General features: G+C 67.6%; 21 protein-coding genes. 13 read left to right on the top strand and 8 right to left on the bottom strand.

All coding sequences use genetic code 11. The features are described 5' to 3' along the window. The first annotated feature begins 125 nt into the window (after window positions 1-125). The 6 genes from ACOGXQ_RS00515 to ACOGXQ_RS00490 all read left to right on the top strand — a co-directional run bounded on the left by ACOGXQ_RS00515 (window position 126) and on the right by ACOGXQ_RS00490 (window position 7,798). Complete coding sequence (locus tag ACOGXQ_RS00515; protein WP_419945529.1) at window positions 126-2,438, top strand: xanthine dehydrogenase family protein molybdopterin-binding subunit; 2,313 nt, start codon at window positions 126-128, stop codon at window positions 2,436-2,438. Window positions 2,439-2,528: 90 nt separating this feature from the next. Beyond that, window positions 2,529-3,572 carry a type IIL restriction-modification enzyme MmeI gene (locus ACOGXQ_RS00510; protein ID WP_419945528.1) on the top strand — a complete coding sequence of 348 codons (1,044 nt, stop codon included), beginning with the start codon at window positions 2,529-2,531 and terminating at the stop codon, window positions 3,570-3,572. Between the two features lie 92 nt (window positions 3,573-3,664). Next, window positions 3,665-5,251 (top strand): DUF3179 domain-containing (seleno)protein, encoded by a 1,587-nt coding sequence (locus ACOGXQ_RS00505; protein WP_419945527.1) that lies wholly within the window; start codon window positions 3,665-3,667, stop codon window positions 5,249-5,251. 74 nt (window positions 5,252-5,325) lie between these two features. Continuing rightward, window positions 5,326-6,570: an acetyl-CoA C-acetyltransferase gene (locus tag ACOGXQ_RS00500; protein ID WP_419945526.1), complete on the top strand. Its 1,245-nt coding sequence runs from the start codon at window positions 5,326-5,328 to the stop codon at window positions 6,568-6,570. Window positions 6,571-6,635: 65 nt separating this feature from the next. Continuing rightward, window positions 6,636-7,355 carry a ribulose-phosphate 3-epimerase gene (rpe, locus tag ACOGXQ_RS00495; RefSeq protein ID WP_419945525.1) on the top strand — a complete coding sequence of 240 codons (720 nt, stop codon included), beginning with the start codon at window positions 6,636-6,638 and terminating at the stop codon, window positions 7,353-7,355. Continuing rightward, window positions 7,352-7,798, top strand: coding sequence for a hypothetical protein (locus tag ACOGXQ_RS00490; protein ID WP_419945524.1), 447 nt, complete (start codon window positions 7,352-7,354; stop codon window positions 7,796-7,798). Before rpe ends, ACOGXQ_RS00490 begins: the two co-directional genes overlap by 4 nt. Window positions 7,799-7,868: 70 nt before the next feature. Here the strand turns inward: ACOGXQ_RS00490 and ACOGXQ_RS00485 are convergent, their stop codons facing one another. From ACOGXQ_RS00485 to ACOGXQ_RS00455, 7 genes are all read right to left on the bottom strand, one after another. Continuing rightward, window positions 7,869-8,489 (bottom strand): ATP-dependent Clp protease proteolytic subunit, encoded by a 621-nt coding sequence (locus ACOGXQ_RS00485; protein WP_419945523.1) that lies wholly within the window; start codon window positions 8,487-8,489, stop codon window positions 7,869-7,871. A 114-nt stretch (window positions 8,490-8,603) separates the two neighbouring features. Further along, window positions 8,604-9,215 carry an RdgB/HAM1 family non-canonical purine NTP pyrophosphatase gene (gene rdgB, locus ACOGXQ_RS00480; RefSeq protein ID WP_419945522.1) on the bottom strand — a complete coding sequence of 204 codons (612 nt, stop codon included), beginning with the start codon at window positions 9,213-9,215 and terminating at the stop codon, window positions 8,604-8,606. Window positions 9,216-9,281: 66 nt separating this feature from the next. Next, on the bottom strand, window positions 9,282-10,010 hold the full coding sequence (gene rph, locus ACOGXQ_RS00475) for a ribonuclease PH (RefSeq protein ID WP_419945521.1): 729 nt from the start codon (window positions 10,008-10,010) through the stop codon (window positions 9,282-9,284). Window positions 10,011-10,062: 52 nt separating this feature from the next. Continuing rightward, window positions 10,063-10,812 (bottom strand): MBL fold metallo-hydrolase, encoded by a 750-nt coding sequence (locus ACOGXQ_RS00470; protein ID WP_419945520.1) that lies wholly within the window; start codon window positions 10,810-10,812, stop codon window positions 10,063-10,065. A 184-nt stretch (window positions 10,813-10,996) separates the two neighbouring features. Then, window positions 10,997-11,785, bottom strand: a complete 789-nt coding sequence (locus ACOGXQ_RS00465; protein ID WP_419945519.1) for a hypothetical protein — start codon at window positions 11,783-11,785, stop codon at window positions 10,997-10,999. Window positions 11,786-11,855: 70 nt separating this feature from the next. Then, the gene (locus ACOGXQ_RS00460; protein WP_419945518.1) at window positions 11,856-12,803 is read right to left on the bottom strand and encodes a PLP-dependent cysteine synthase family protein; all 948 of its coding nucleotides are present in this window, start codon (window positions 12,801-12,803) and stop codon (window positions 11,856-11,858) included. A gap of 43 nt (window positions 12,804-12,846) precedes the next feature. Next, on the bottom strand, window positions 12,847-13,122 hold the full coding sequence (locus tag ACOGXQ_RS00455; protein ID WP_419945517.1) for a ubiquitin-like small modifier protein 1: 276 nt from the start codon (window positions 13,120-13,122) through the stop codon (window positions 12,847-12,849). A gap of 174 nt (window positions 13,123-13,296) precedes the next feature. Between ACOGXQ_RS00455 and smpB the strand changes: the two genes are divergently transcribed. Beyond that, complete coding sequence (smpB, locus tag ACOGXQ_RS00450; RefSeq protein WP_419945516.1) at window positions 13,297-13,761, top strand: SsrA-binding protein SmpB; 465 nt, start codon at window positions 13,297-13,299, stop codon at window positions 13,759-13,761. A 534-nt stretch (window positions 13,762-14,295) separates the two neighbouring features. Here smpB and ACOGXQ_RS00445 read toward each other — a convergent pair. Then, a complete protein-coding gene (locus ACOGXQ_RS00445; RefSeq protein ID WP_419945515.1) occupies window positions 14,296-17,022 on the bottom strand; it encodes an IS1380 family transposase in 2,727 nt (908 codons plus the stop codon). Between the two features lie 232 nt (window positions 17,023-17,254). On the opposite strand from ACOGXQ_RS00445, the gene ACOGXQ_RS00440 reads away from it, so the two are divergent. The 6 genes from ACOGXQ_RS00440 to ACOGXQ_RS00415 all read left to right on the top strand — a co-directional run bounded on the left by ACOGXQ_RS00440 (window position 17,255) and on the right by ACOGXQ_RS00415 (window position 21,272). Then, complete coding sequence (locus ACOGXQ_RS00440; RefSeq protein ID WP_419945514.1) at window positions 17,255-17,464, top strand: hypothetical protein; 210 nt, start codon at window positions 17,255-17,257, stop codon at window positions 17,462-17,464. A 32-nt stretch (window positions 17,465-17,496) separates the two neighbouring features. Further along, entirely contained in the window at window positions 17,497-18,519 is a 1,023-nt protein-coding gene (locus ACOGXQ_RS00435; RefSeq protein ID WP_419945513.1) for a transposase, read from the top strand. Window positions 18,520-18,792: 273 nt separating this feature from the next. After that, window positions 18,793-19,254: a hypothetical protein gene (locus tag ACOGXQ_RS00430; protein ID WP_419945512.1), complete on the top strand. Its 462-nt coding sequence runs from the start codon at window positions 18,793-18,795 to the stop codon at window positions 19,252-19,254. Further along, the gene (locus tag ACOGXQ_RS00425; protein ID WP_419945511.1) at window positions 19,241-19,846 is read left to right on the top strand and encodes a hypothetical protein; all 606 of its coding nucleotides are present in this window, start codon (window positions 19,241-19,243) and stop codon (window positions 19,844-19,846) included. Before ACOGXQ_RS00430 ends, ACOGXQ_RS00425 begins: the two co-directional genes overlap by 14 nt. Before the next feature lie 272 nt (window positions 19,847-20,118). Continuing rightward, a complete protein-coding gene (locus tag ACOGXQ_RS00420; protein WP_419945510.1) occupies window positions 20,119-20,406 on the top strand; it encodes a transposase in 288 nt (95 codons plus the stop codon). Continuing rightward, complete coding sequence (locus tag ACOGXQ_RS00415) at window positions 20,403-21,272, top strand: IS3 family transposase (protein ID WP_419945509.1); 870 nt, start codon at window positions 20,403-20,405, stop codon at window positions 21,270-21,272. Before ACOGXQ_RS00420 ends, ACOGXQ_RS00415 begins: the two co-directional genes overlap by 4 nt. The last annotated feature ends 139 nt before the right edge of the window (window positions 21,273-21,411 follow it).

The raw sequence follows: 21,411 nt of genomic DNA, 5'->3' as shown, positions 1-21,411 counted from the left end.
CAACGCCCAGCACCCGCCAAGCGTTGGGCTACTGTCGCGGCTGGTGCCGGACCGAGATGGGCCGGCATATCGTTCTGCACATACTCCGGCACTGCGAGGCGGTGCCAGCCACAAGGGGGCAACAGATGGCCACAGCGGGTTCGATTCTGGGCAATCCCGTACAGCGACGGGAAGATCCCGGGCTGCTGACCGGGGCGAATCACTACGTCGACGACCTCGATATCGACGCCGCTCGCGTGGCGTTCGTGCGCTCGCCGGAGGCACACGCGGATGTCACCTCGATCGACACGTCAGCGGCCGAGTCGATGCCCGGCGTGCTGGCGGTGTACACCGCGGACAACCTGTCGGCAGACGCCTTCCAGGGCTTCCCGATGATCGACCCGGCGTACAACCGGCCGCCGCTGGCAACCGGCCGGGTGCGCTACGTCGGCGACCTCGTGGCGGCAGTCGTCGCCGAGACCCAGAATCAGGCCAACGACGCCGCCGAGGCTGTCGCCGTCGACTACAGCCCGCGGCCGGTGGTGTCCGACTTCGAGCGGGCTGCCGATCCCGACGCACCGGTCATCTGGGACGGCCAGGCATCCAATGTCTGCTTCCCGTTCGCCATCCCAGCGCCCGACGAGGAGACCGGCGTGCGCCCGAGCGTCGACGCGTTGACCGGGGCCGACCATGTCGTCTCCGAACGCATCGTGACCCAGCGGCTCGCGGGCGTGCCCATGGAACCCAACGGCTGCGTCGCCGTGCCGGGCGATGGAGGCGCAATGACGATGTACCTCTCGACCCAGGCTGCCCATTCGATGAAGGAGGCGCTTGCGCCAGCTCTCGGCCTCGAAGCCGAGCAGTTGCGCGTGATCGCGCCGTGGGTCGGCGGCGGCTTCGGCCCGAAGGCGGCCTGCTACGTCGAGTACATCGTGGCCGGCAAGGCAGCCCAGGCGCTCGGCCGGTCGGTCCGCTGGACCGAGACCCGCACCGAGAACATGCTCAACATGGTGCACGGTCGTGCCATGGTGATGAACGTCGACTTGGGCGTGCGCAACGACGGCAGCATCGTGGGTCTCAAGGCGCATGTGATCGCCGACGCCGGGGCCTACCCGGTGATCGGGGCGATCCTGCCGCTGCTCACCGGCATGCTGTCCCAAGCCGTCTACGACATCCCGGTGATCGACTTCGTCTCCCAGACCGTTGTCACCAACACCACGCCGATCGGTGCGTATCGCGGGGCAGGACGGCCCGAGGCCACCCAGATGGTGGAGCGAATCCTGGACAAGGCCGCCGCAGCCATCGGCATGGATCCTGCCGAGATCCGTCGCAAGAACTACCTCCAGCCCGACGCCTTCCCTGCGGCGCTGCAGACCGGTGTCGTCTACGACTCAGGCGAGTACGAGCGGGCGCTCGACGCGGTGCTCGACGCCTCGGGCTATGCGGACTTGCGTGCCACCCAGCAGGCCCGGCGAGATGCCGGCGACTCGAAGCTCATGGGCATCGGCGTGTCGTCGTACGTGGAGATCACCGCCCCGGTCGGCTTGCACGTCGAGTACGGCAGTACTGAGGTACACGAAGACGGAACGGCGACGATCCGGGTCGGCACCTCCAGCCACGGACAGGGTCACGCCACCGCGTTCGCCCAGATCGTGGAGGGCGTGCTGGGCATCTCGATGGACGACGTGACCCACATCGACGCCGATACCGACGAAGTGCCCTCGGGCGCAGGCACGCTCGGCTCCCGGTCGCTGCAGACCGCCGGCTCCGCGGTGTACCTGTCCAGCCAGGCAGTGCTCGAGAAGGGCAAGCAGCTCGCGGCTCACCTGCTCGAGGCCTCAGCCGACGACATCGAAGTGGCCGCAGGAGGACTCGCAGTCGCAGGCGTGCCGACCAGCGCGGTGAGCTGGGCCGACATTGCCAAGCTGGCCAACGACGACAGCGCCCGCCCGTCGGGCATCACTGCGGGCCTCATGGCCGAGGAGAACTTCGACGGATCCGATGCGACGTTCCCGTTCGGCTCGCATGTGGCGGTGGTCGAGATCGACCGCGACACCGGCGAGGTCGAGCTGGTGCGCCACGTGGCGGTCGACGACTGCGGGACGATCATGAACCCGCTGATCGTCAACGGCCAGCAGCACGGCGGCATCGCCCAGGGCATCGCGCAAGCGCTGTACGAGCACGTCGAGTACGACGAGAACGGCCAGCCTCGCACGCCGACTCTGGGCGAGTACTTGATTCCCTCGGCGGCAGAGCTGCCCAGCTTTGAGGTGTCCAACACTGAGACGGCCAGCCCACGTAACCCGCTGGGCGCCAAGGGCATCGGCGAGTCGGGCACGATCGGCTCGACGCCCGCAGTGCACAACGCCGTGTGCGATGCGGTTGCCCACCTGGGCATCGAGCACATCGACATGCCCTGCAGCCCGCAGAACGTCTGGCGAGCCCTGCAGAACGCCTGAGCTAGCGCCTCAGATCGGGGCGACAACAGGACCCACGAGTGAATTCCGCTCACGCGGGGCCAATCTGAACCGGTCGGTTAGGTTGCCGTGATGCTTTCGTGGAACGAGATCAGAGTGCGCGCCGCCCAGTTCGCTGCTGAGTGGGCGGACGCTTCCTATGAGAAGGGCGAGACGCAGACCTTCTACAACGAGTTCTTTGAAGTGTTCGGCAAGCGACGGCGCGATGTGGCGCGCTACGAAGAGCACATCAAGAAGCTCGACAACACGCATGGCTTCATCGATCTGTTCTGGCCCAGCGTGCTGGTTGTTGAACAGAAGAGCGCCGGACGCAGCCTCTTGGCGGCCGCTCAGCAGGCGGGCGCCTACTTCGATGCGATCTCGGAGCGGGAACGGCCGCGCCATCAGCTCTTGTGCGATTTCAAGACGTTCGAGCTCCTCGACCGCGACACACGCGAGGAAGTCCGCTTCCCGCTCTTCGAACTGCCGGACCACGTCGAAGACTTCGCGTTCATCGTCGGGCAACGGCGGCGGGCGCTGCGCGAGGAGGATCCGGTCAACATCGAGGCGTCAGAGCTGATGGGCCGGCTGCACGACGCGCTCGACGAGTCGGGCTACCAAGGTGAGGACCTCGAGCGCTTCTTGGTGCGGATGGTGTTCTGCATGTTCGCCGACGACTCGGGCATCTTCCCCCGCCAGGACATGTTTCTGCATCTCGTGGAGGAACGCACCTCAGTCGACGGCGCCGATCTGGGCCCGTGGCTCACACAGCTGTTCGAGGTACTGAACACCCCGGTAGAGCAGAGACAGCGCAAGCTGGACGAGGACCTGGCCAAGTTCCCCTATGTGAACGGCGACCTGTTCGCCGAGCGCTTATCGATCCCTGGCTTCGACAGCGAGATGCGCGCTGCACTGCTGGATGCGTGCCGGTTCAACTGGTCGAAGACCTCGCCGGCGATTTTCGGCGCACTGTTCCAGTCGGTGATGGAGCCGATCGAGCGCCGCTCCCAAGGAGCGCACTACACCACTGAGCAGAACATTTTGCGGGTGATCGAACCGCTGTTCCTCGACGACCTACGAGCAGAGTTCGACGCTCTCGTATCTACGCACACCGGCGATGTAGTGACCGAGCTCTGAAGAACCGCCCAAGTGCAACCCTGGCAGCGGATCCCACGACTGTGAGAGTGGGGCGCTCTAGCCGCTGCCATCGTGGCACCTAGCGTGGGCTTATGGGTTCGCGCCGATGCGCTCTGCTGACGGGCTTCACGCTGCTTGCCGCGGCGTGCTCAGGCGGCACCACAGACGCGACCACCGCCGGTGTGCCATCCACTGAGGCTGGCGCACCGGTTAGCGAGGACCCGAGCAGCGACACGTCCGGAGCGGCGACCGGTTCGACGGCGACCGAGGACTCGGCTGCGAGCGAGGACTCGGCTGCGAGCGACATCCCGGCTCCCCCGACGACGGCGCCGACCGGAGGCGCGGTGCAGCTCGATCCGAGAGAGACCGGGGCACTGCGCAACTTCCGCGGCTTCGAGTTCCCTCCTGCGCCTGCGGTACCCAGCGGACCGCTCAAGACCGCCGCTGCGAGCGATCTCGAAGCCGTGTGGAGCAATCTGTCACCCGATCTCACCGGGGCGATGGTGGCCCAGATCGGACTCCACGAAGACCCACGGCTGGGCTGGATCATCTCGGATTTGCTGCGATTCCTTCCCCCTGGCAGCGACCTCGCATTCGGAGCCGTCTCCGCGTTTGAACGGCTGACCGGGGTGCGACTGGCTGACGACCCCGTCGGCCAGCGCAGCCCCTGGCAGTCGATGACCGATCATCTGATCGCCTGGGATCTTCCCGCATTCGACGGCTACGCGGACTACAAGGCGCGGCTGTTCACGCAGATCGACGACCGTTGGCAGCCCTTCTTCGACGACAGCGAAGCCGACATCGACTGGCGCTGGGTGAGCTGGGGCGGTGTGCTCATCGACGACCGGCCGCTCGGCGACCCCAACCCCTGCCTACGCGGCTGCATCCCTGCGCTCGACGATCCCGCCGTCACCGACGCCGAGGGCGGCTCGTGGTATTCCGACGACGGCATCGTGTTTGCTGTTCTCGTCAACGGCGAGGCGCGGGCCTACCCACGCCACATCATGGAGATCCACGAGATGGTCAACGACACGCTCGGGGGACGCCGCATCGGCATGCCGTACTGCACGCTGTGCGGCTCAGCGCAGGCCTTTTTCACCGACGACGTTCCCGACGGCGTGTCGGTGCCGATCCTGCGCACCTCGGGGCTGCTGTCACGCTCCAACAAGGTCATGTACGACCGGCGGACCGCGTCGGTCTTCAACACGTTCACCGGCGAGGCGGTCTCGGGCCCGCTCCGGCGCCAAGGCGTCGTGCTCAACCAGGCAACGGTGGTCACCACCACCTGGGGCGAGTGGAAGGCCGCGCATCCAGAGACGACGATCGTGGCCGAAGACGGCGGCATCGATCGCAGCTACCCTCTCGACCCCCTGCGCGGGCGCGATGACCAGGGACCGATCTTCCCGGTTGGCGATGTCGACGATCGCCTCGGGGTGCACGATCAGGTCTTCGGTGTGGTCACTGATGACGGAGTCCCTATCGCATTCGCCGTCGACGCTGCGATTGCGACCTTGGAAGACGGCGGTGAAGTGGAATTCAGCGGGGTGACGCTGCAGCTCGACGGGGGCGGTCTGCGTGCCGCCGATGCCGTCGGCAACGAGATCGAGGGACACCAGTCGTTCTGGTTCGCCTGGAGCCAGTTCATGGACGGCACGCTCCTGTGGACAAACGTGCAATGACGTAGCCTCTGGGTTCGCACGCTGCGCGACCGTCTCGGAACCTGGGATCGGCGCGCCACGAGAAGGGGAGCCCCATGAGCCCAGTCACAGCAAGCAGGGACGCAGCGACCGATCCGGTCATCGTCGCAACCGCCCGCAGCCCGATCGGCCGCGCCTTCAAAGGCTCGCTGACCGAGATGCGTCCCGACGACATGACAGCGCAGATCGTCACCAAGCTGCTCGACAAGGTGCCCGATCTGCCGCACGGCGACATCGAGGATCTCATGCTGGGCTGCGGGCAGCCCGGCGGCGAAGCCGGCTTCAACATCGCCCGGGCCTCGGCCATCCTGGCCGGCCTCGACGAGGTTCCCGGCACCACGGTCAACCGCTACTGCTCCTCGTCGCTGCAGACCATCCGCATGGCCGCGCACGCCATCCGAGCCGGCGAGGGCGATGCCTTCATCGCCGCCGGGGTCGAATGTGTCAGCCGCTACGACAAGGGCAACTCCGACAGCCTGCCCGGCACCACCAACCCGCAGTTCCGGGCCCCCGGCGAGCGCACCAAGGTGCGGTCCGAAGGCGGCCACGGCGACTGGACTCCTGCTCCGGGTCTGCCCGACCTGTACATCGCGATGGGCCAGACGGCTGAGAACGTCGCCGAGCACAAGGGCGTCAGCCGCCAGGCGATGGACGAGTACGGCGTGATGAGCCAGAACAAGGCCGAGGATGCGATCGGCCGCGGCTTCTTCGAGATGGACATCACGCCGCTGGAACTGCCCGACGGCAGCGTGGTCACCACCGACGACGGCCCCCGCGCCGGGGTCACTTACGAGGCGGTCAGCCAGCTCAAGCCCGTGTTCCGGCCCGACGGCAGGGTGACTGCCGGCAATGCGTGCCCGCTCAACGACGGGGCCGCTGCGGTCATGGTGATGAGCCGCCAGCGTGCCGAAGAGCTCGGCATCACCCCGCTGGCACGCATCATCTCCTCTGGCGTGTCGGCGCTGAACCCCGAGATCATGGGTCTCGGACCGATCGAGGCCTGCAAGGCGGCATTGGCCCGTGCTGGCATGACGATCGACGACATCGACATGGTCGAGATCAACGAGGCGTTCGCCGCCCAGGTGATCCCCTCAGCCGATGATCTGGGCATCGACTTGGTCGATCAGCTCAACCTCAACGGCGGCGCCATTGCCTTGGGCCACCCATTCGGCATGACCGGCGCCCGCATCATGACCACGCTGCTGAACGGCCTCGCCGACCGTGACAAGAGCATCGGGCTCGAGTCGATGTGCGTCGGCGGGGGTCAGGGCATGGCCATGATCGTGGAGCGGCTGAACTAGCCGCCTCCCGCGGCTCGACCCATAACTGCCGCGCCTTTCTGCGGCGCGTCGGCAACACTGGCAAGGTGAGCACGACTCCTGCTGCGCGACCCCGGCCAATCGAAATCGTCCCCTCGGTTCTGCCTGCGGACTTCGCGCGCCTCGGCGATGAGTGCGCCGCCTTGGAGACGGCAGGGGTGGACCGCATCCAGTGGGACGTCATGGACGGCGTGTTCGTGCCGAATCTCACCTTCGGCCCCGACGTCATCGCTGCTTGCCGGCCGCACGCCAAGGTGATGTTCGAAGCGCACCTGATGGTCGTCGACCCCGATCCGATGCTCGGCGCCTACGTCGACGCCGGATGCGAGATGCTGATCGTCCACGCCGAGTCGGTGACGCACCTGCACCGGTCGCTCAACCGCGTGGCTGAGCTGGGCGCCAAGCCGGCGGTGGCCATCAATCCGTCGACACCGATAGATGCCGTGTCGCATGTCCTCGACCTTGTCGACATGGTGCTCGTGATGACCGTCAATCCCGGATTCGGCGGGCAGGCGTACATCGCCACGATGGAGCCCAAGATCGCCGCGCTGCGACAGCTCATCGACCAGAGCGGGTCGGCGGGGGCATCGGGTTCAGGCATCGACATCGAGGTAGACGGCGGCATCTCGGCTGACACCATCGGCGGTGCCGCCGCGGCGGGTGCGAACGTGCTGGTCTCAGGCAGTGCGCTGTACCGCTACGCCGACGGCCTCGCTCACGGCGTTGCCGACCTGAGATGCCGGGCGGAGGCTGCGAGCCGCGCATGACGGCGCGCCGGCGCTGGATCCTCGTCACTGTTGCCGCCGTCGCCGTCGCCGGGGTGCTGCGAGTCACGGTGTTCGCCAGCGATCGCGAGCCCTCAGTCGAGGAGTTCTGCGACGAGTTCGCCCACTTGCTGCTCATCGACGAGCTCAGCTTGGCGGTCAACCCGAACGACGACACTGCCACCCGGGAGGCCATGGAGCGCACCGCCCGCCAGTTCGCCGACGCGGCGGCTGCGGCACCAGCCGAGATTCAGCCCGACATGGGAGTGCTGGCCGATCTGACCGCCGCACTGAGCGATGCCGTCGCCGATACCAACGCCCGCGAAACGTTCGACCGGGCTGCGGCACTGATTGCGGCACAGGATCCTTACCTGGAAACGCAGGACGCCGCGGCACAGCGAGTCGTCGATTACGTCACCCGCAATTGCATTGCTGCGCCTGGCTAAACCAGCCGCACGAGCATTGCTGCACCTGAATAGGCCAGCCGCACGAGCATTGCTGCACCTGGCTAAACCGCTAGATCATCTCGCCGCGCTTGACGATCACGTGGTCGCACAAGCCGTATGCCTTGGCCTCCTCGGCGGTGAACCAGCGATCTCGCTCGGAGTCCAGCAGGATCTGCTCGACGGCCTGGCCGCTGTGCATCGCAGTGCGCTCAGCCATCAACCGCTTGACGTAGGCCATCTGCTCGGCCTGGATGGCGATGTCCGATGCCTGGCCGCGCACGCCGCCTGAGGGCTGATGCATCATCACCCGAGCATGGGGCAAGCAGTAGCGCTTGCCGGGCGCTCCGGCGGTCAGCAGGAACTGGCCCATCGAGGCACCCAGGCCCAAGCACACCGTTGCCACATCGCACGCAGTGAACTGCATCGTGTCGTAGATGGCCATACCCGCCGTGACCGAGCCGCCGGGGCTGTTGATGTAGAGCGAGATGTCCCGGCCGCGGTCCTGACCCTCCAAGTACAGCATCTGTGCGCACACGACGTTGGCGATCTGATCGTCCACTTCGTCGCCCAAGAACACGATGCGGTCGTCCAGCAGCCGGTTGGAGATCTGCGTCCAGCCGCTGACGCCGCTGGCGTCGAACGCCCGCTGTGCATCAGGCGCCGACGCGGAGATCGAGGAAAGATCGGTCATGCGGCGCAGGCTACCGACGAGTCCACCACCGCCTACCGGTGGGCCGAAGTCGGCGGCGGATCGATGGCAGCATTCAGCTGAGCGCGTCGGGAGTCTCGACCGAGACCAATCCGATCAGCCCCGGTTTGCTGCGGGATTGAGCTGCTGCAGCTTCGCTGCGAGCGCCCGCAGGGCACGACCGCGGTGGCTGATGCTGTTCTTCTCGTCAGAAGTCAGCTCGGCAAACGTCCGCAGCGGCGCCTCGTCAGCCACGAACACCGGGTCATAGCCGAAGCCGCCGTCGCCGCGGGGTGCTGCTGCGATGCATCCCTCCACGGCACCGTCGGCGAGCACATCTCGGCCGTCGGGAAACACCACCGTCACCACCGTGCGGAACCGGGCGCGTCGCTGTGGCGGCAGCATGTCCTGCAGCGCCGTCAAGAGCTTGGCCAGGTTCGCAGCGGCATCCTGCTCAGGCCCTGCGTAGCGGGCGCTGTGCACGCCAGGGACTCCCCCCAGCGCATCGACTTCCAGCCCTGTGTCATCCGCGATCGCCGGTTCGCCGGCCGCTGCGCACACGAACCGTGCCTTGATGAGCGCGTTGGCTTCGAGCGTCTCTCCGTCCTCGGCCACATCGCCCAGTCCCGGCGGACGCGGCACGATCTCGACGTCCGCCATGGCCTCCCGCAGCACCGCGGCAATCTCGACCGCCTTGTGCGGATTCGCAGAGGCCATCACCAGTCGCATGTGCTCGACCTTCCGCCGACGCCCCACGGTTGGCTCGCCGGTCCGCTGGCGGGAGCAGCACCAGCATCACGCCGGCGGCGTGACAAGCACCGCCCGCTGCAGCTCGATGATCTCCGCGATGCCCGAACGGGCCAATGCCAGCATCGCGTCGAGCTGGGCGTCGTCGAACGGATCGCCCTCAGCAGTGCCCTGCACCTCGACGAAACGCCCGCTGCCCGTCATGACGACGTTCATGTCCACCTCGGCGCCGGCATCCTCGGCATAGGGCAGATCCAGGCAGGGCACATCGTCGACGATGCCGACGGAAATGGCTGCGCACTCGTCCGTCAGCGGGTGCTGGCTGATCAGCCCGTCCCGTACCAGCCGGGAGCACGCATCGTGAAGGGCCACGTACCCGCCACAGATCGAGGCCGTACGCGTCCCCCCGTCGGCCTGCAGCACGTCGCAGTCCACGGTGACCTCGCGCTCCCCCAGCGCCGCCATATCGCACACCGCCCGCAGTGCCCGCCCGATGAGCCGCTCGATTTCGAGCGTGCGGCCCTTCTGCTGGTTGCGCTTGGCCTCCCGACCCACCCGTTCGGGACTCGAACCCGGCAGCATCGAGTATTCAGCAGTGACCCAGCCGGTCCTCCGGCCCCGCATCCAGCGGGGCACATCGTCGTCGATCGACACGGTGCACAGCACCTTGGTACGGCCGAAGGACACCAGCACCGAACCCGGCGTCTGATCGGTGAAGTCGCGTTCGAAGGAGACCGGGCGCAGCTCGCCGGTTGCCCGGCCGTCGGGGCGCGTCACAGCCGCGACTCAGCTTCGGACCCTGTCTCAGCGTCGGGCACAGTCCCAGCGCTCACGCGAAATAGCTCGCGCCGGTACGAGCCACGGCCACATCGCCGCTGAACACTTCGCCTGCCTCGGCCAGATGATCCTCGGGATCCGAACCCGGTGGCACATGGGTCACCACGAGCTGGCGCGCTCCCACGTCGTTGGCATCGGCAGCCAGCCAAGCGGCGCTGACGTGGGGGATGCTGGGATCGTCGGTAGCCGCAAGCAGCGTGCCCTCCCCCACGACCAGATCGGGCGGAGGCCTGTTGACGTCTCGGCTGAGCGCAGCGAGCGCCCAGCCCCGGCCGGTGTCGGACGTGTAGACGATCGACTTGCCGTCGTTCTCAAAGCGCATGGCCAGCGTCTCGACGGGATGATCTGTGCGCGAGAACAGCACGTCGATGTCACCCACACGCGCCTGGGAGGAATCCTTCACCATCTCCCAGCCGAAGAGATCAGAGCTGTCGCCGTACGCCTCGGTGACCTCGCGCACGCCCTCGGTCGCCAGGACGCGAATGTGCTCCATGCCCATGTAGTACTTCGCTGCGTTGTAGACGACTGGCAGCTCGGCGCAGTGATCGGGATGGTGGTGGCTCACCAGCAGCGCATCGACTGTCTGCAGCCGCATATGGCACTGCAGGTTGGCGAACGTGCCGGGTCCGCAATCCACCCACAGCGCTGTTGTGTCGCTTCGCACGAGGTAGCCGCTGCAGGACTCGCCAACGGCGGCATAGCTGCCCGAACAACCCAACACCGTCACCGAGAGCCCGCTCACGGGGGCCGATACTACGCACGCAGCCGACACGACTCACATCGGGCCCGGATCGCCCGGTAGCTGCTGGCCACGGGAGTCGCGCGGCCATGCGACCATTCCCGTGGCTGACCTGCTGTTTCCCGCTCTTGTTCGCTGCGCTCACGGGCCGCGCTCGGGCCACGGCTTCGCCTTGCGGCTCAGCCTCCTAACGAGTCACGCAACGCGTTCCGGCTGCCAGCGTCCGGATGCGGCCTCCCGAGTCGAAGACGCCCGCCAGTTCGCCGTCGGTGGCGTCGAGGATGACTGACGGGGGTGCGTCGGCGGTGCCCGGAATGAAGGTGGCTGCCGGATAGGCCGCAGCGACGTGATCGCGCATGCTGCCAACGCCGATCCCGGCCGCAGTTCGCAGCATGTACGGATCGGGACCGAACGTGCCCAAGTGCCAGGACATGAAGTGCTCACCGGCAGGGTCCCGATAGTGGTAGCCGTCCTCGGGATCGCCGAAGAAGGCCAGCACGCCGGGCCACTCCACCACTCGCAGCCGACTGCCTGGACAGTCGCCGTAGATCGAGAACGGATCGATCCAGCCGGTATCGGTGACCGGTTGGCCGAGCGCATCGATGAGCACGCCCAATGCCGGTTCGACGGATGCGCCGAAGCTGACGATGCCTAACCCGTCGCCGTCGAGCACGACGCCGGCCGGGTTCGGAACCGCCGCAGCACCCAGCCGTCCGGCCTCGGTGGTCGCCGTGCTGTCGCCCGCGCCGGTCGTGGCGCCCTGCGGCGCAGTCACGAGCGATGCCGGCGGGCGGTCGCTTCGGGGCATCTCTCCCGGGAGCGTGGTCTGTGTGACCTCCAGCGACAAGGCCGTCGTCGGTGCCGAGGTGGCAGCGACCCGGATCGGCGGGCTGGTGCACGCGACCGCGGGCAGAACCGACGAGACGGCGAGACCTGCGAGGGTCCTCAGCAGGCGGTTCGGCACCGACGGTCGCATTGCGTCAACGGTACGACCGTGGTTCTCGCTTTCGGCCAGAGAAGCCGGAGTCTTGATTCAGGGCCGGATGTCAGAAATAGATGACGTCTCCGACGTTGGCGGCAGCGATCTCGAGATCGTCGGTCCATGCGCCTACTGAGAGGTACTTCCAGCCGTGGTCGCTCACCACGAACACGATCACGCCGCTGCCGATGCCGACGGCGGCTTTGCGTGCGCCGGCCAAGGCCGCCCCGCCCGAGATGCCTGAGAATACGCCTTCGGCTGCCAGCATCCGTGTCGCGTCGATCGACTCGCGTGGGCGGACGATCATCTTGCGGTCTAGCAGGTCGGCACCGCCCCAGCTCTCGAAGATCGGCGGCACGTAGCCCTCGTCGAGGCTGCGCAGCCCTTCGACCTGTTCGCCTGCGGGCGGCTCGACCGCCCAGACCTGCACGCCGGGGACCTGCTCTTTGAGGTAGCGGCCAGCGCCGAGCAGGGTCCCGCTGGTGCCCAGACCGGCGACGAAGTGGGTGACGTCGGGAACATCGGCCACGATCTCGGGGCCGGTGGTGCGGTAGTGCACCTCCGGGTTGGCTTCGTTGCCGTACTGGTAGAGCATCGTCCAATCGGGATTGGTGTCAGCCAACTCGAGGGCCATCCGCACGGCCCCGTTGGATCCTTGCTCGGCCGGGCTGGAGATGATCTCGGCACCGTAGATCTCGAGCATCTTCCGCCGCTCAGCAGTCACATTGCCGGGCAGCACGATCTTTACCCGGTAGCCGCGGCGCTGGCCCAGCATGGCCAAGGCAATCCCGGTGTTGCCCGAGGAGGGCTCGATGATCACCGAACCCGGCGCAAGGGCACCGTCGGCTTCGGCCCGGTCCAGCATCGCCAGCGCCACGCGATCCTTCACCGAACCCGTCGGGTTGTGCCCTTCCAGCTTGGCGTACAGCGCGACCGATGGGTTGGGGCTGAGGCGGCTGACGTCCAGCGTGGGGGTGCCGCCGATCAACTCATCAACGGAGCGATAGACGGCCACGGCGCGGACTCGACCGTGGGGTTGGGAGCGAGGCCGTACCGGCTCAGCCGCCGGCGACGGCAGGCAAGATCGACAGCTCGTCGCCGTCAGCCAGCGCGGTGTCCATCTGGGAGAGGTAACGCACGTCCTCGTCGTTGACGTAGACGTTCACGAAGCGGTGCAGGCTGCCGTCTTCCGCGAGCAGATTGGGCGCGATCGCTGGGAATTGGCCGACCAGCCACGAGACTGCCTCGGCCACCGTGGTGCCCTCTGCATCGACCTTCGACTGCCCGTTGGCGTGCGGTCGAAGGACGGTGGGCAAGCGGACGGTGACAGCCATCGGAGCTCCCGGTTCAGCGGTACGGGTGGTGGAAGGGATCCGGTGCCAAGAACCAGCCTGATTCGGGCAATTCCTGACCTGATAGCTCAGGATTCTACGGGCCGCGGTCGCCGCCAGCTACGTCGGTCCTGGATCGGTGCAGGCGCCGAGACTGTCAGCCGTACCCTGCACGCTGTGGCAGACGACCGGATTGTCGTGGCGTCGAACCGGCGTGCGCGGCGCAACTACGAAGTGCTCGACACCTTCGAGTGCGGCATGGTGCTGCGCGGCACCGAGGTGAAGTCGCTGCGCGCCGGCGGCGCCCAGATGGGCGACGCCTATGCCCGTGTCCGCAACGACGAGATGTGGCTGATGGGCCTGCACATCGCCCCATGGACCCACGCATCGCCGGCCTTGGGCCACGAGGTCGAGCAACCTCGCAAGCTGCTCATGCACCGCGCCGAGATCAACCGGCTGCGTGCCCGCACCGAACAGGACCGCCTGCAGCTCATCCCGCTGGAGATCTACTTCCGCGACGGGCGCGCCAAGATCGAACTCGGCCTCGCCCGGGGCCGCCGCCTGTACGACAAGCGGCAGGCGATCCGCAAGCGCGAGACCGATCGCGAGGCACAGCGGGCATTGCGCCATAGGTCCGCCTAGGAGACCGCTGATTTATTCGGATTCGGGCAAGTCTGCAACGCTCTGACCTGCGGCTTTGTGCCCATGAATCGGCGATTTCGGCAATTGCTCAGCAGTCTCCTAGCGCGGTGTCCGCATACCTACGCTGCCAACCACCGAACCCGACAACCACAAAACTGGGCTTCCCCCGGAATCTAGGAGGCATGCTCTAAGCCCAGATCCACCGGTGGGGTGGGTGGTGTGGTGTTGGGCGGGTTGTGGGTGGGTTGGTTTGTGGCTGGGGCGGGTTTGGTGGGTTCGGACGCGTGCGGGGTCGGCGGCGGCTTGGGGGGTGGTTTGTGTGCTGCGCCTCGGGGGTGTGCTGCGCGGCGCTGCGTGGCGCTGGGGTTTGCTCAGCAGCGCTGGGGCAGGTTGCGGATGTGTCGCAGCGCGGCGGTGAACTGGGCTGCCCAGGGCCATCGGGCCGGGAGCCGCAGTGAGGTGTTTCTGACTCTTCGCGACAGATTGCCGGGTTTTTCAAGCAGCGTCGGCGTGCTGGCGGTGGTGTTGGGTTGGTCATGGCAGTGGGCGGTTTCGGCGGGCGTGGCGGCGTTGGGCGTCGGCTTGTCGGAGGCCGTCTCGGCGGGCTCGGCGGATCTGTTCTCCTCGGCCTTGGTGCTCGTCTTGGGGGGTGACGTATCCGATGCCTTCGTGCAGCCGGTTCTCGTTGTAGTGGGTCCGGACGCGTTCGGGCTCCCGGGCGAGATCGGCGGGACGGTCCAGCGTGTCGAGGTAGGGGTGCTCGTCTTTGAGGTGCCCGAAGAGTGACTCGATCCAGGCTTGGTCGGTGGGCGTGGATGGGCGGCCGAAGTGCTGGACGATCGAGCAGGCGGCCATGAAGCGGGCGGTGTCGCCGGCGCGCATCTCGGGGCCGTTGTCCGACAGCGCCAGCAGCAGCGGGATGTCGTCGTGCTGAGGCGGCTCGGCGTCGGGATCGGCCAAGCGGGCCGCGATCTCGTCGGTGAGCAGCCCCTCGGCTTGGAGCGCTTCGGCGGACAGCACTCGAGCGGCGACCGAGTCCGGGGTGCCGGTGAGGTGGGCGGCGATCCACTTGCGGGACACGACATCAACGATCGCGTAGGCGTGCTTGGCGGGCCGGCATCGGGGGAACTGGGTGCCGTCCCAGCACCACAGCTGGTTGGGGCGCCACTCGCACCAGCCGGGCCACGGCGAGCGAGCCGTCCGCTTGGGGCGCGGCACGCCTGCCAGGGCGAGGCCGTGACCTGCGAGAACGCGGTCCACGCTGGACGGCGACACCCACACCCGGCCCAGACAGGAGCCCCGGTGGGCGAGCTTGCGATGGGACCGGTCGACGTCGCCCCATTCGTCGAACAGCTTCACGATCTCGTCGCGTTCCCACCCCAGCAGCCCATGGACCGCACGGCCCCCGGGGCGGGCGTCATCGAGCCGCCCCGCGTCGCGGCGCCGGGACCAGCGCCACGCCCGGCGCCGATCGATGCCCAGCACCGCGCACACCCGGCCGTGGGTCCATCCCGCTGCGGTGGCGTCGTCGATCAGCCCCAGCAAGCACTCCTTGGCGGCCCCATCGACGCGGGCGGGAACAGGGCCGCTCATCCCCAGCCCGTTTTTCCCCGCAGCACCGCCAGCTCCACGGCCTGCTCCACAACAGTGCGGCCCAGCCGCTCCACCTCCGCCCGCAACGCCGCCGCCTCGGACGCCTCGGCCCGCGTCCGGCGTGGCCGCCCAGGCTTCGACGCCCCCAACGCAGCGATCGCCCCGTCGCGTGCCACCGCACGCAAACGAGACACCACCGACCGATCCACGCCGGCCTCCGCCGCCGCCTCGGCCTGGGTGATCTGCCCAGTCAGCATCCGCACCCACAAGTCGTACTTCTGCTCCGCTGTGAGCATCTTCCTCGGTCTCCGGCCCGGCGGAGCGGTCATCGGCAGCCTCCTGCGCTGAGACCGCCAACCCTGACCGACGCTGCTCGAAAAAACTCAGAACCCGTCGCGCAAAATCAGACGCAACACAGAGGGTGGGTCGGCCGCTGCGGTTGACGAGCCGTCCGGGGATGTTGAGCAGGCGTCGGGCGATGGTGGCCCCAACGGTGAGCTTGCGGGGTTCGTGGACCCGGCCGATGCGCGCGGTCCAGCGTGCGATGTTGTGGGCGAGGACGGCGAAGGCGAGCCAGGCGGCGTTCGCCGCGAACCGTCCTGAGGGGCAGTGGGCGAGGCCGCCGGCTTTGATGTCGCGGATGGCTTGCTCGACGCGGGCGTGAGCGCGGTACGCGGTGTCGGCTGCTTTGGTGTCGAGCCCCTCAGCGGGTATGTCGGTGACCACGGCGTGGTGGCGCCAGTTCGGCCACAGCTCGGCTTGGCCGCCGGCGAGGCGGGTGCGGCGCACCACGAGGCGCACCGTGCGCTTGGGCTTGCCCGCGGCGCGTCGGCCGCTGGTCAGCGTGGCCTGGGCGACCTGGGCTTCGCCGTCGTCGGTGTAGCCGATCGGTGTCCAGTCGTCGTCGCCGATGGCGGCGATCGCCTTGTCGACAGCAGGGTTGCGGGCGATCGCGATCAGGAACCTCGTGCCGTGCGCGTCGAGCTTGTCGATCAGGTCCCACGAGAAGAACCCCGCGTCAGCTCGAAGCGTGAGCGCCGCGCCCGGCGCCAGGCGGCGCACCCGCGCCAAGGTCTCCGCGGCGAAATCGACGTGTCCCCGCTGCGAGGAGCCCTTGCGCATCCGGGAGTGCACGATCTCACCGGTGTCGTCGCGGGCCGCCACCAGCGGGTGATAGCCGAGCCGCCCGCCGTGGCCGTACGCGGCGCCGTGCTTCGCGTCGCTGTGCACCCCCCACAGCGTGGAGTCGATGTCGACCGTGATCGCTTCCGCGGCCGGGGCGGCCCCAGCAGCCCACGCACGGCCCAACGCGAGCTCCTGGGCGCGGTCGAGCTGGCGCACATGACCCCACGAGAACGACCTCGCGAACGTCCCCAGCGTGGACGGCGCCACCGGCGCGAACCCAACCACCGCCCCAGCCGAGCCGGCCCGCAGCCGATCCGCGTCAGAGAAGAACGACCCGCCCACCAGCATCGAGCACACCGCCGTGAGCACCTTCGCTCCCGACCCGCGGCCCGCCGCCGGCGGACGCACAGTCTCGTCGATCAAGCCCTCCAAGCCCAGCCGGCCCGCCAAGGTGCCCACCGCCAGCAGACCCGCGTCCCCCACCAAAGAGCCCTCGTCGAACACTGCCTCGACCCGGTCCAACAACCGCGTATCATCGCTCACAGAAAGTGCCTCCCGTCATGGCATCACGCGGTGTGTTGCGTCTGACTTCGCCGCGGAGTGTGGGGCGGGAAATGGTCCAAGTCTGGTTGTGTTCTCGCTGAGGAGCGAAGGAGCATCAGATGACGATCAGCGAGGGTCGGCGACGGCCCAAGAAGCTGTCCGCGGAGACGAAGTGGGAGATTTATCTGCAGGTCACGAGCGGGGCGATCACTCAGGCCGATGCCGCCCGCAAGTGGGGGGTGGACGTGTCGACGGTGATCACGATCCGGCGCACGGTCAAAGACGCTGCTTTGGCTGCGTTGTCCCGCAAGCCGGGGCGGCCTGGGGGGAGCGGAACTGGGAGCTCGAAGAGGCCCAGGCGGAGATCGGCCGGCTCACCGAGGCGGTCAAGGCCCAAGCGATCGAGTTGGCGATCGTGCGGGGAAAATCCGGCTGGGACTGAGCGGGCCGGTCCCGGCGAGAGTCCCCGCCGAGGTGAAAGAACTGGTCCTCAAGACTGTCGACGACGCTGTCGCCGCCGGTTTGTCGCACAGGTGGGCTGCTGGGGTGTGGCAGGTCTCCGACGACCGGGTGCATCGCTGGCGGGCCCGCCGCCGCGAGCTGGGCACTCTCAGCGACCTTGCCCCGGGCGGCGCTGCGGTCCATGGGCTGCTGGGGTGGGAGATCGAGGAGATCCTCGCGGTCGCCGAGGAATGGGGGCCGACCGACCGGTCCCACCGCAAGCTCGCCCACCGAGGCTCCTACGAGGGCCGGGTATGGGTGGCGCCCTCGACGTTCCGGCGCGTTCTGGCTGCTCACGGCCTTGTGCCGGCTCAGCGGCCCCCGGTACCGAAACAGCCAAAGACGCCGTGGCCGCACTGGCTGGTCTGGGCGCCGAACCGGGTCTGGATCTGGGACGTCACCCACTTCGGGCGCGCCCGGCGCTGCGTGTTCGCCATCGTCGACATGGTCTCCCGCTACTGGGTCGCCACCCTGGTCTCGACTGAGGAGACCTCCACCCAGGTGCGAGTCGTCTTCGACCAAGCACTCGCCGCCCAAGGCCTCGACGAGCTGCTCACCGACGAACGCCTCGATCTCGACCCCGACGACCCCGACCGGCCGATCCTGCTCGCCGTGTCCGACAACGGCCCCGCAATGACCAGCCGCGACACACGCGTCTGGATGGCGATGATGGCCATCGCTCAGCACCACGGCCGCCCCCGCACCCCCACCGACCAAGCCTGGATCGAGAGCTTCTTCGGCCGCATCAAGCACGAATGGCCCCACCTGCTCGACATCGCCGACCCCGACCTGCTCGAAACCGAGCTGGCCCGCGTCCGGACCGACTACAACACCGTCAGACTGCACCAAGCGATCGGCTACGTCACCCCCGACGACGAACACCACCACCGAGGAGAAACGATCCGCGAGGCACGCCGGCAAGGCCTCCAACAAGCCCGAACACGACGGCTCGAACACAACCGCCGCAACACCAACAAACCCGAGGAGACAACATGACTTGGTTCATTACCGAGCCGAACTCCGCGGAAGACTCAGACACACCTCAACCTCAAGAGGCCCTTCCAGCGGACGCACACCCACCCTCACACCAACCCCACCGGTGAATCTGGGCTCAGCACTCACGCGCTGCTCATGTTCCGCAGGCCAGGAATCAGCCGCTCTGCTGTCGATCAGGCAATTCGGACCCGACAGCCAAGAGCCCGCGACGCCGCAGCCAACAGCACTCAATGTCGCGGACACCGCCCAGCTAAGCCTCGGTACCCTGAGAGCGTGCCTGCTCTCGACCCGCGATCGCCGACCACCGGTCCCGAGTGCAACGTGCGAGCCCGTGACTTGCCCGCACTCATCGCTGATTATGACGGCCGCGCTCGCCTCGTCGGCATAAGGCAGTTCTGCAAGGACTGGGCGGCATCTGACCATCCCATGCGCCTCGAGATGATCGCCGCTGCCCCCCGCCGGGTTCATTGGTGGCACCGATTCGGTGCCCGCCGCTTCGACATGCGCAGGATCGCCGCTGTAGTCGACGCGTTGTGCGATCGGGATGGCGTACCGGCTCCGACGTGGGCTCAGCCAGCGCGCCGGCGCCGCGCTATCAGCCTCACCGAACCTCAGTTTCCCTCCACCCCATGGAATGACTACGAGAGATCGGAAGCGCCACCAGCGTGCGCACGCCACGACGTTTGGTTCCGACCGGTCGACATCGAAGACCATCGGGTACATGGGTTCAGCTGATCCCACCCCCCATGTCGGCGACACGCCGTTCAATGCCGCTGACATGCAGCGCTACTTCGCTGAACTCGACGACACCCTGGCCCAGGAAGGCGTGGACGAACAGCTGCATCTGTTCGTCGCAGGGGGAGCGGTAATCGCCACGAGGACCGACGCACGCCTCACGACCGATGTCGACGTTGTCTCCGACGGCATGACCGATCAGCTGCGCCGCTGCGTAGCCGATGTGGCCCAACGCCACCCCGGGCTGCGCACGAAGTGGCTCAACGACGACGCCATCGTCAAGCGCGTGAACCTCCCCATGGAGCCCGATCGCCTCTACGAGGGACGCACCCTCGTGATCGACTCCGCCGGTGACCGTTACGTGTTGGCCATGAAGCTCGCGAGCGGACGGCACATCGACCGGCCTGATTGCGAGCTCCTCATCCGTTCACTCGGCATCACCGACCTCGGCGAACTGATTTACCTCATCCAACAAGGCGTCCCCGAGTCCAGACAGCATCCGGCGATGGCCCTTTTCGCCGCCGAACGCCTGCGCGATGCATACCCGAGCCAAAGTCGATCCCCGAGGTCCGGCGAGGGCCTGCCCCTCTAGTCGACGAACACCGCGACTCTGCTGCTGCGGGTCCTCGACGCCGACGCTTCCAGCGATGCCAGCGCTGCGGTCTGGGCGATGCGGATGTCGAGCTAGGAGACTGCTGATTTATTGGCCGCGATTTCCGCGTGGGTGGTGGGTGCGCGCGGGACACTGGTCGGATGCAGGGGACGGCTGGGTCGGATCGGGTGTTGTTGGACGCGGATGCGTTGGTGGGGGGGTGGGCTTCCCCCGGAATCTAGGAGGCATGCTCTCAGAGGAATAGGGGAGCGATGCCTGAGACAAGAAGAAGGTTCGATCCGGAGTTCCGCGCTGGCGCGGTGAGGATCGTGATCGAGACCGGCAAGCCGATCGCTGTGGTCGCCCGGGATCTGGGGATTCATGCGGGGACTTTGGGCAACTGGGTCAAAGCGGAGCGCCGAGCGGCCGGCGAGGGGGCGCTCGACGCTGACGAGCGTGCCGAGCTGGTGCGGCTGCGGCGCCGCTGCGCTGAGCTGGAGATGGAGCGCGATGTGCTCAAACGATCCGTGGTCCTGTGGGTGAACGAGGCGACAAAGTGAGCGCGGCGCGTTTTGTGGTCTCCCAGAGGACCGAGCACCGGATCCCCCACGCGGTTGCTTGCCGGGCGCTGGGGCTGTCCGAGTCGTGGTTCTACCGGTGGCGGGGCGGCCCGCCGTCGGGCATCGAGGCCCGCCGCGCCGAGCTCGGCGCCGCGGTCAAGGACTGCTTCGACGGCTCGGAGGGGACCTATGGGTCGCCTCGGATCCGGGTGCAGCTGCGCCGGGCGGGCCGGGCGGTGTCGCGCAGGTCTGTGGAGGCCTCCATGGCCCGCCAGGGCCTGGCTGCGCGCCCCAAGAAGCGCCGGCGGAGCCGAGCGGGCAACGGCGAGGCTGCAGCGGAGGACCTGATCGGGCGCGACTTCACCGCAGCGGCGCCCGACCAGCGCTGGGTCGGGGACTTCAAGGAGATCCCCACCGGCGAAGGCAAGGTCCACCTCGCGACGGTGATGGACCTGTACAGCCGGCGCATCGTGGGGTTCGCCACATCTGACCGGCACCCCACCGCGAAGCTCGCTCAGGCCGCCATCGAGGTGGCCGTCGCCACCAGAGGCGGCGACGTGGCCGGAGTCATCTTCCACACCGACAAGGGCTCCCAGTACACCGCCGGGGACTTCGCCAAAGCGTGCGACAAGCTCGACATCACCCGCTCGACAGGGCGGGTCGGCTGTGCGTTGGACAACGCCGCCGCCGAGTCGCTCTTCTCCACCCTCACCCACGAACTGCTGTACCAGCGAGACTGGGCCACACGCCGCCAAGCCCGCCGGGACATCGCCCGATGGATCACCGACTGGTACAACACCCGACGGCTCCACAGCACACTCGACATGACCAGCCCGACCGACTACGAAAACACCAACACCGACTAACCAACCCTCCACAATTGGGGGGAAGCCCATACCGTCTCCATCACCTAGATGATTAGTTCCAAGGTTGGCGCTGGAAACCTGAGTGTGCAATAGACCAAGAAGAATCGAGAGACATCGATGACTTCCGTATCGCGGGTTG

Source organism: Candidatus Poriferisodalis sp., assembly GCF_965208485.1.
In the GTDB taxonomy this organism is placed as follows: Bacteria; Actinomycetota; Acidimicrobiia; order Acidimicrobiales; family Poriferisodalaceae; genus Poriferisodalis.
Note: the sequence above shows the minus strand (reverse complement) of the source record. Positions and strands in the feature narration are given on the sequence as shown.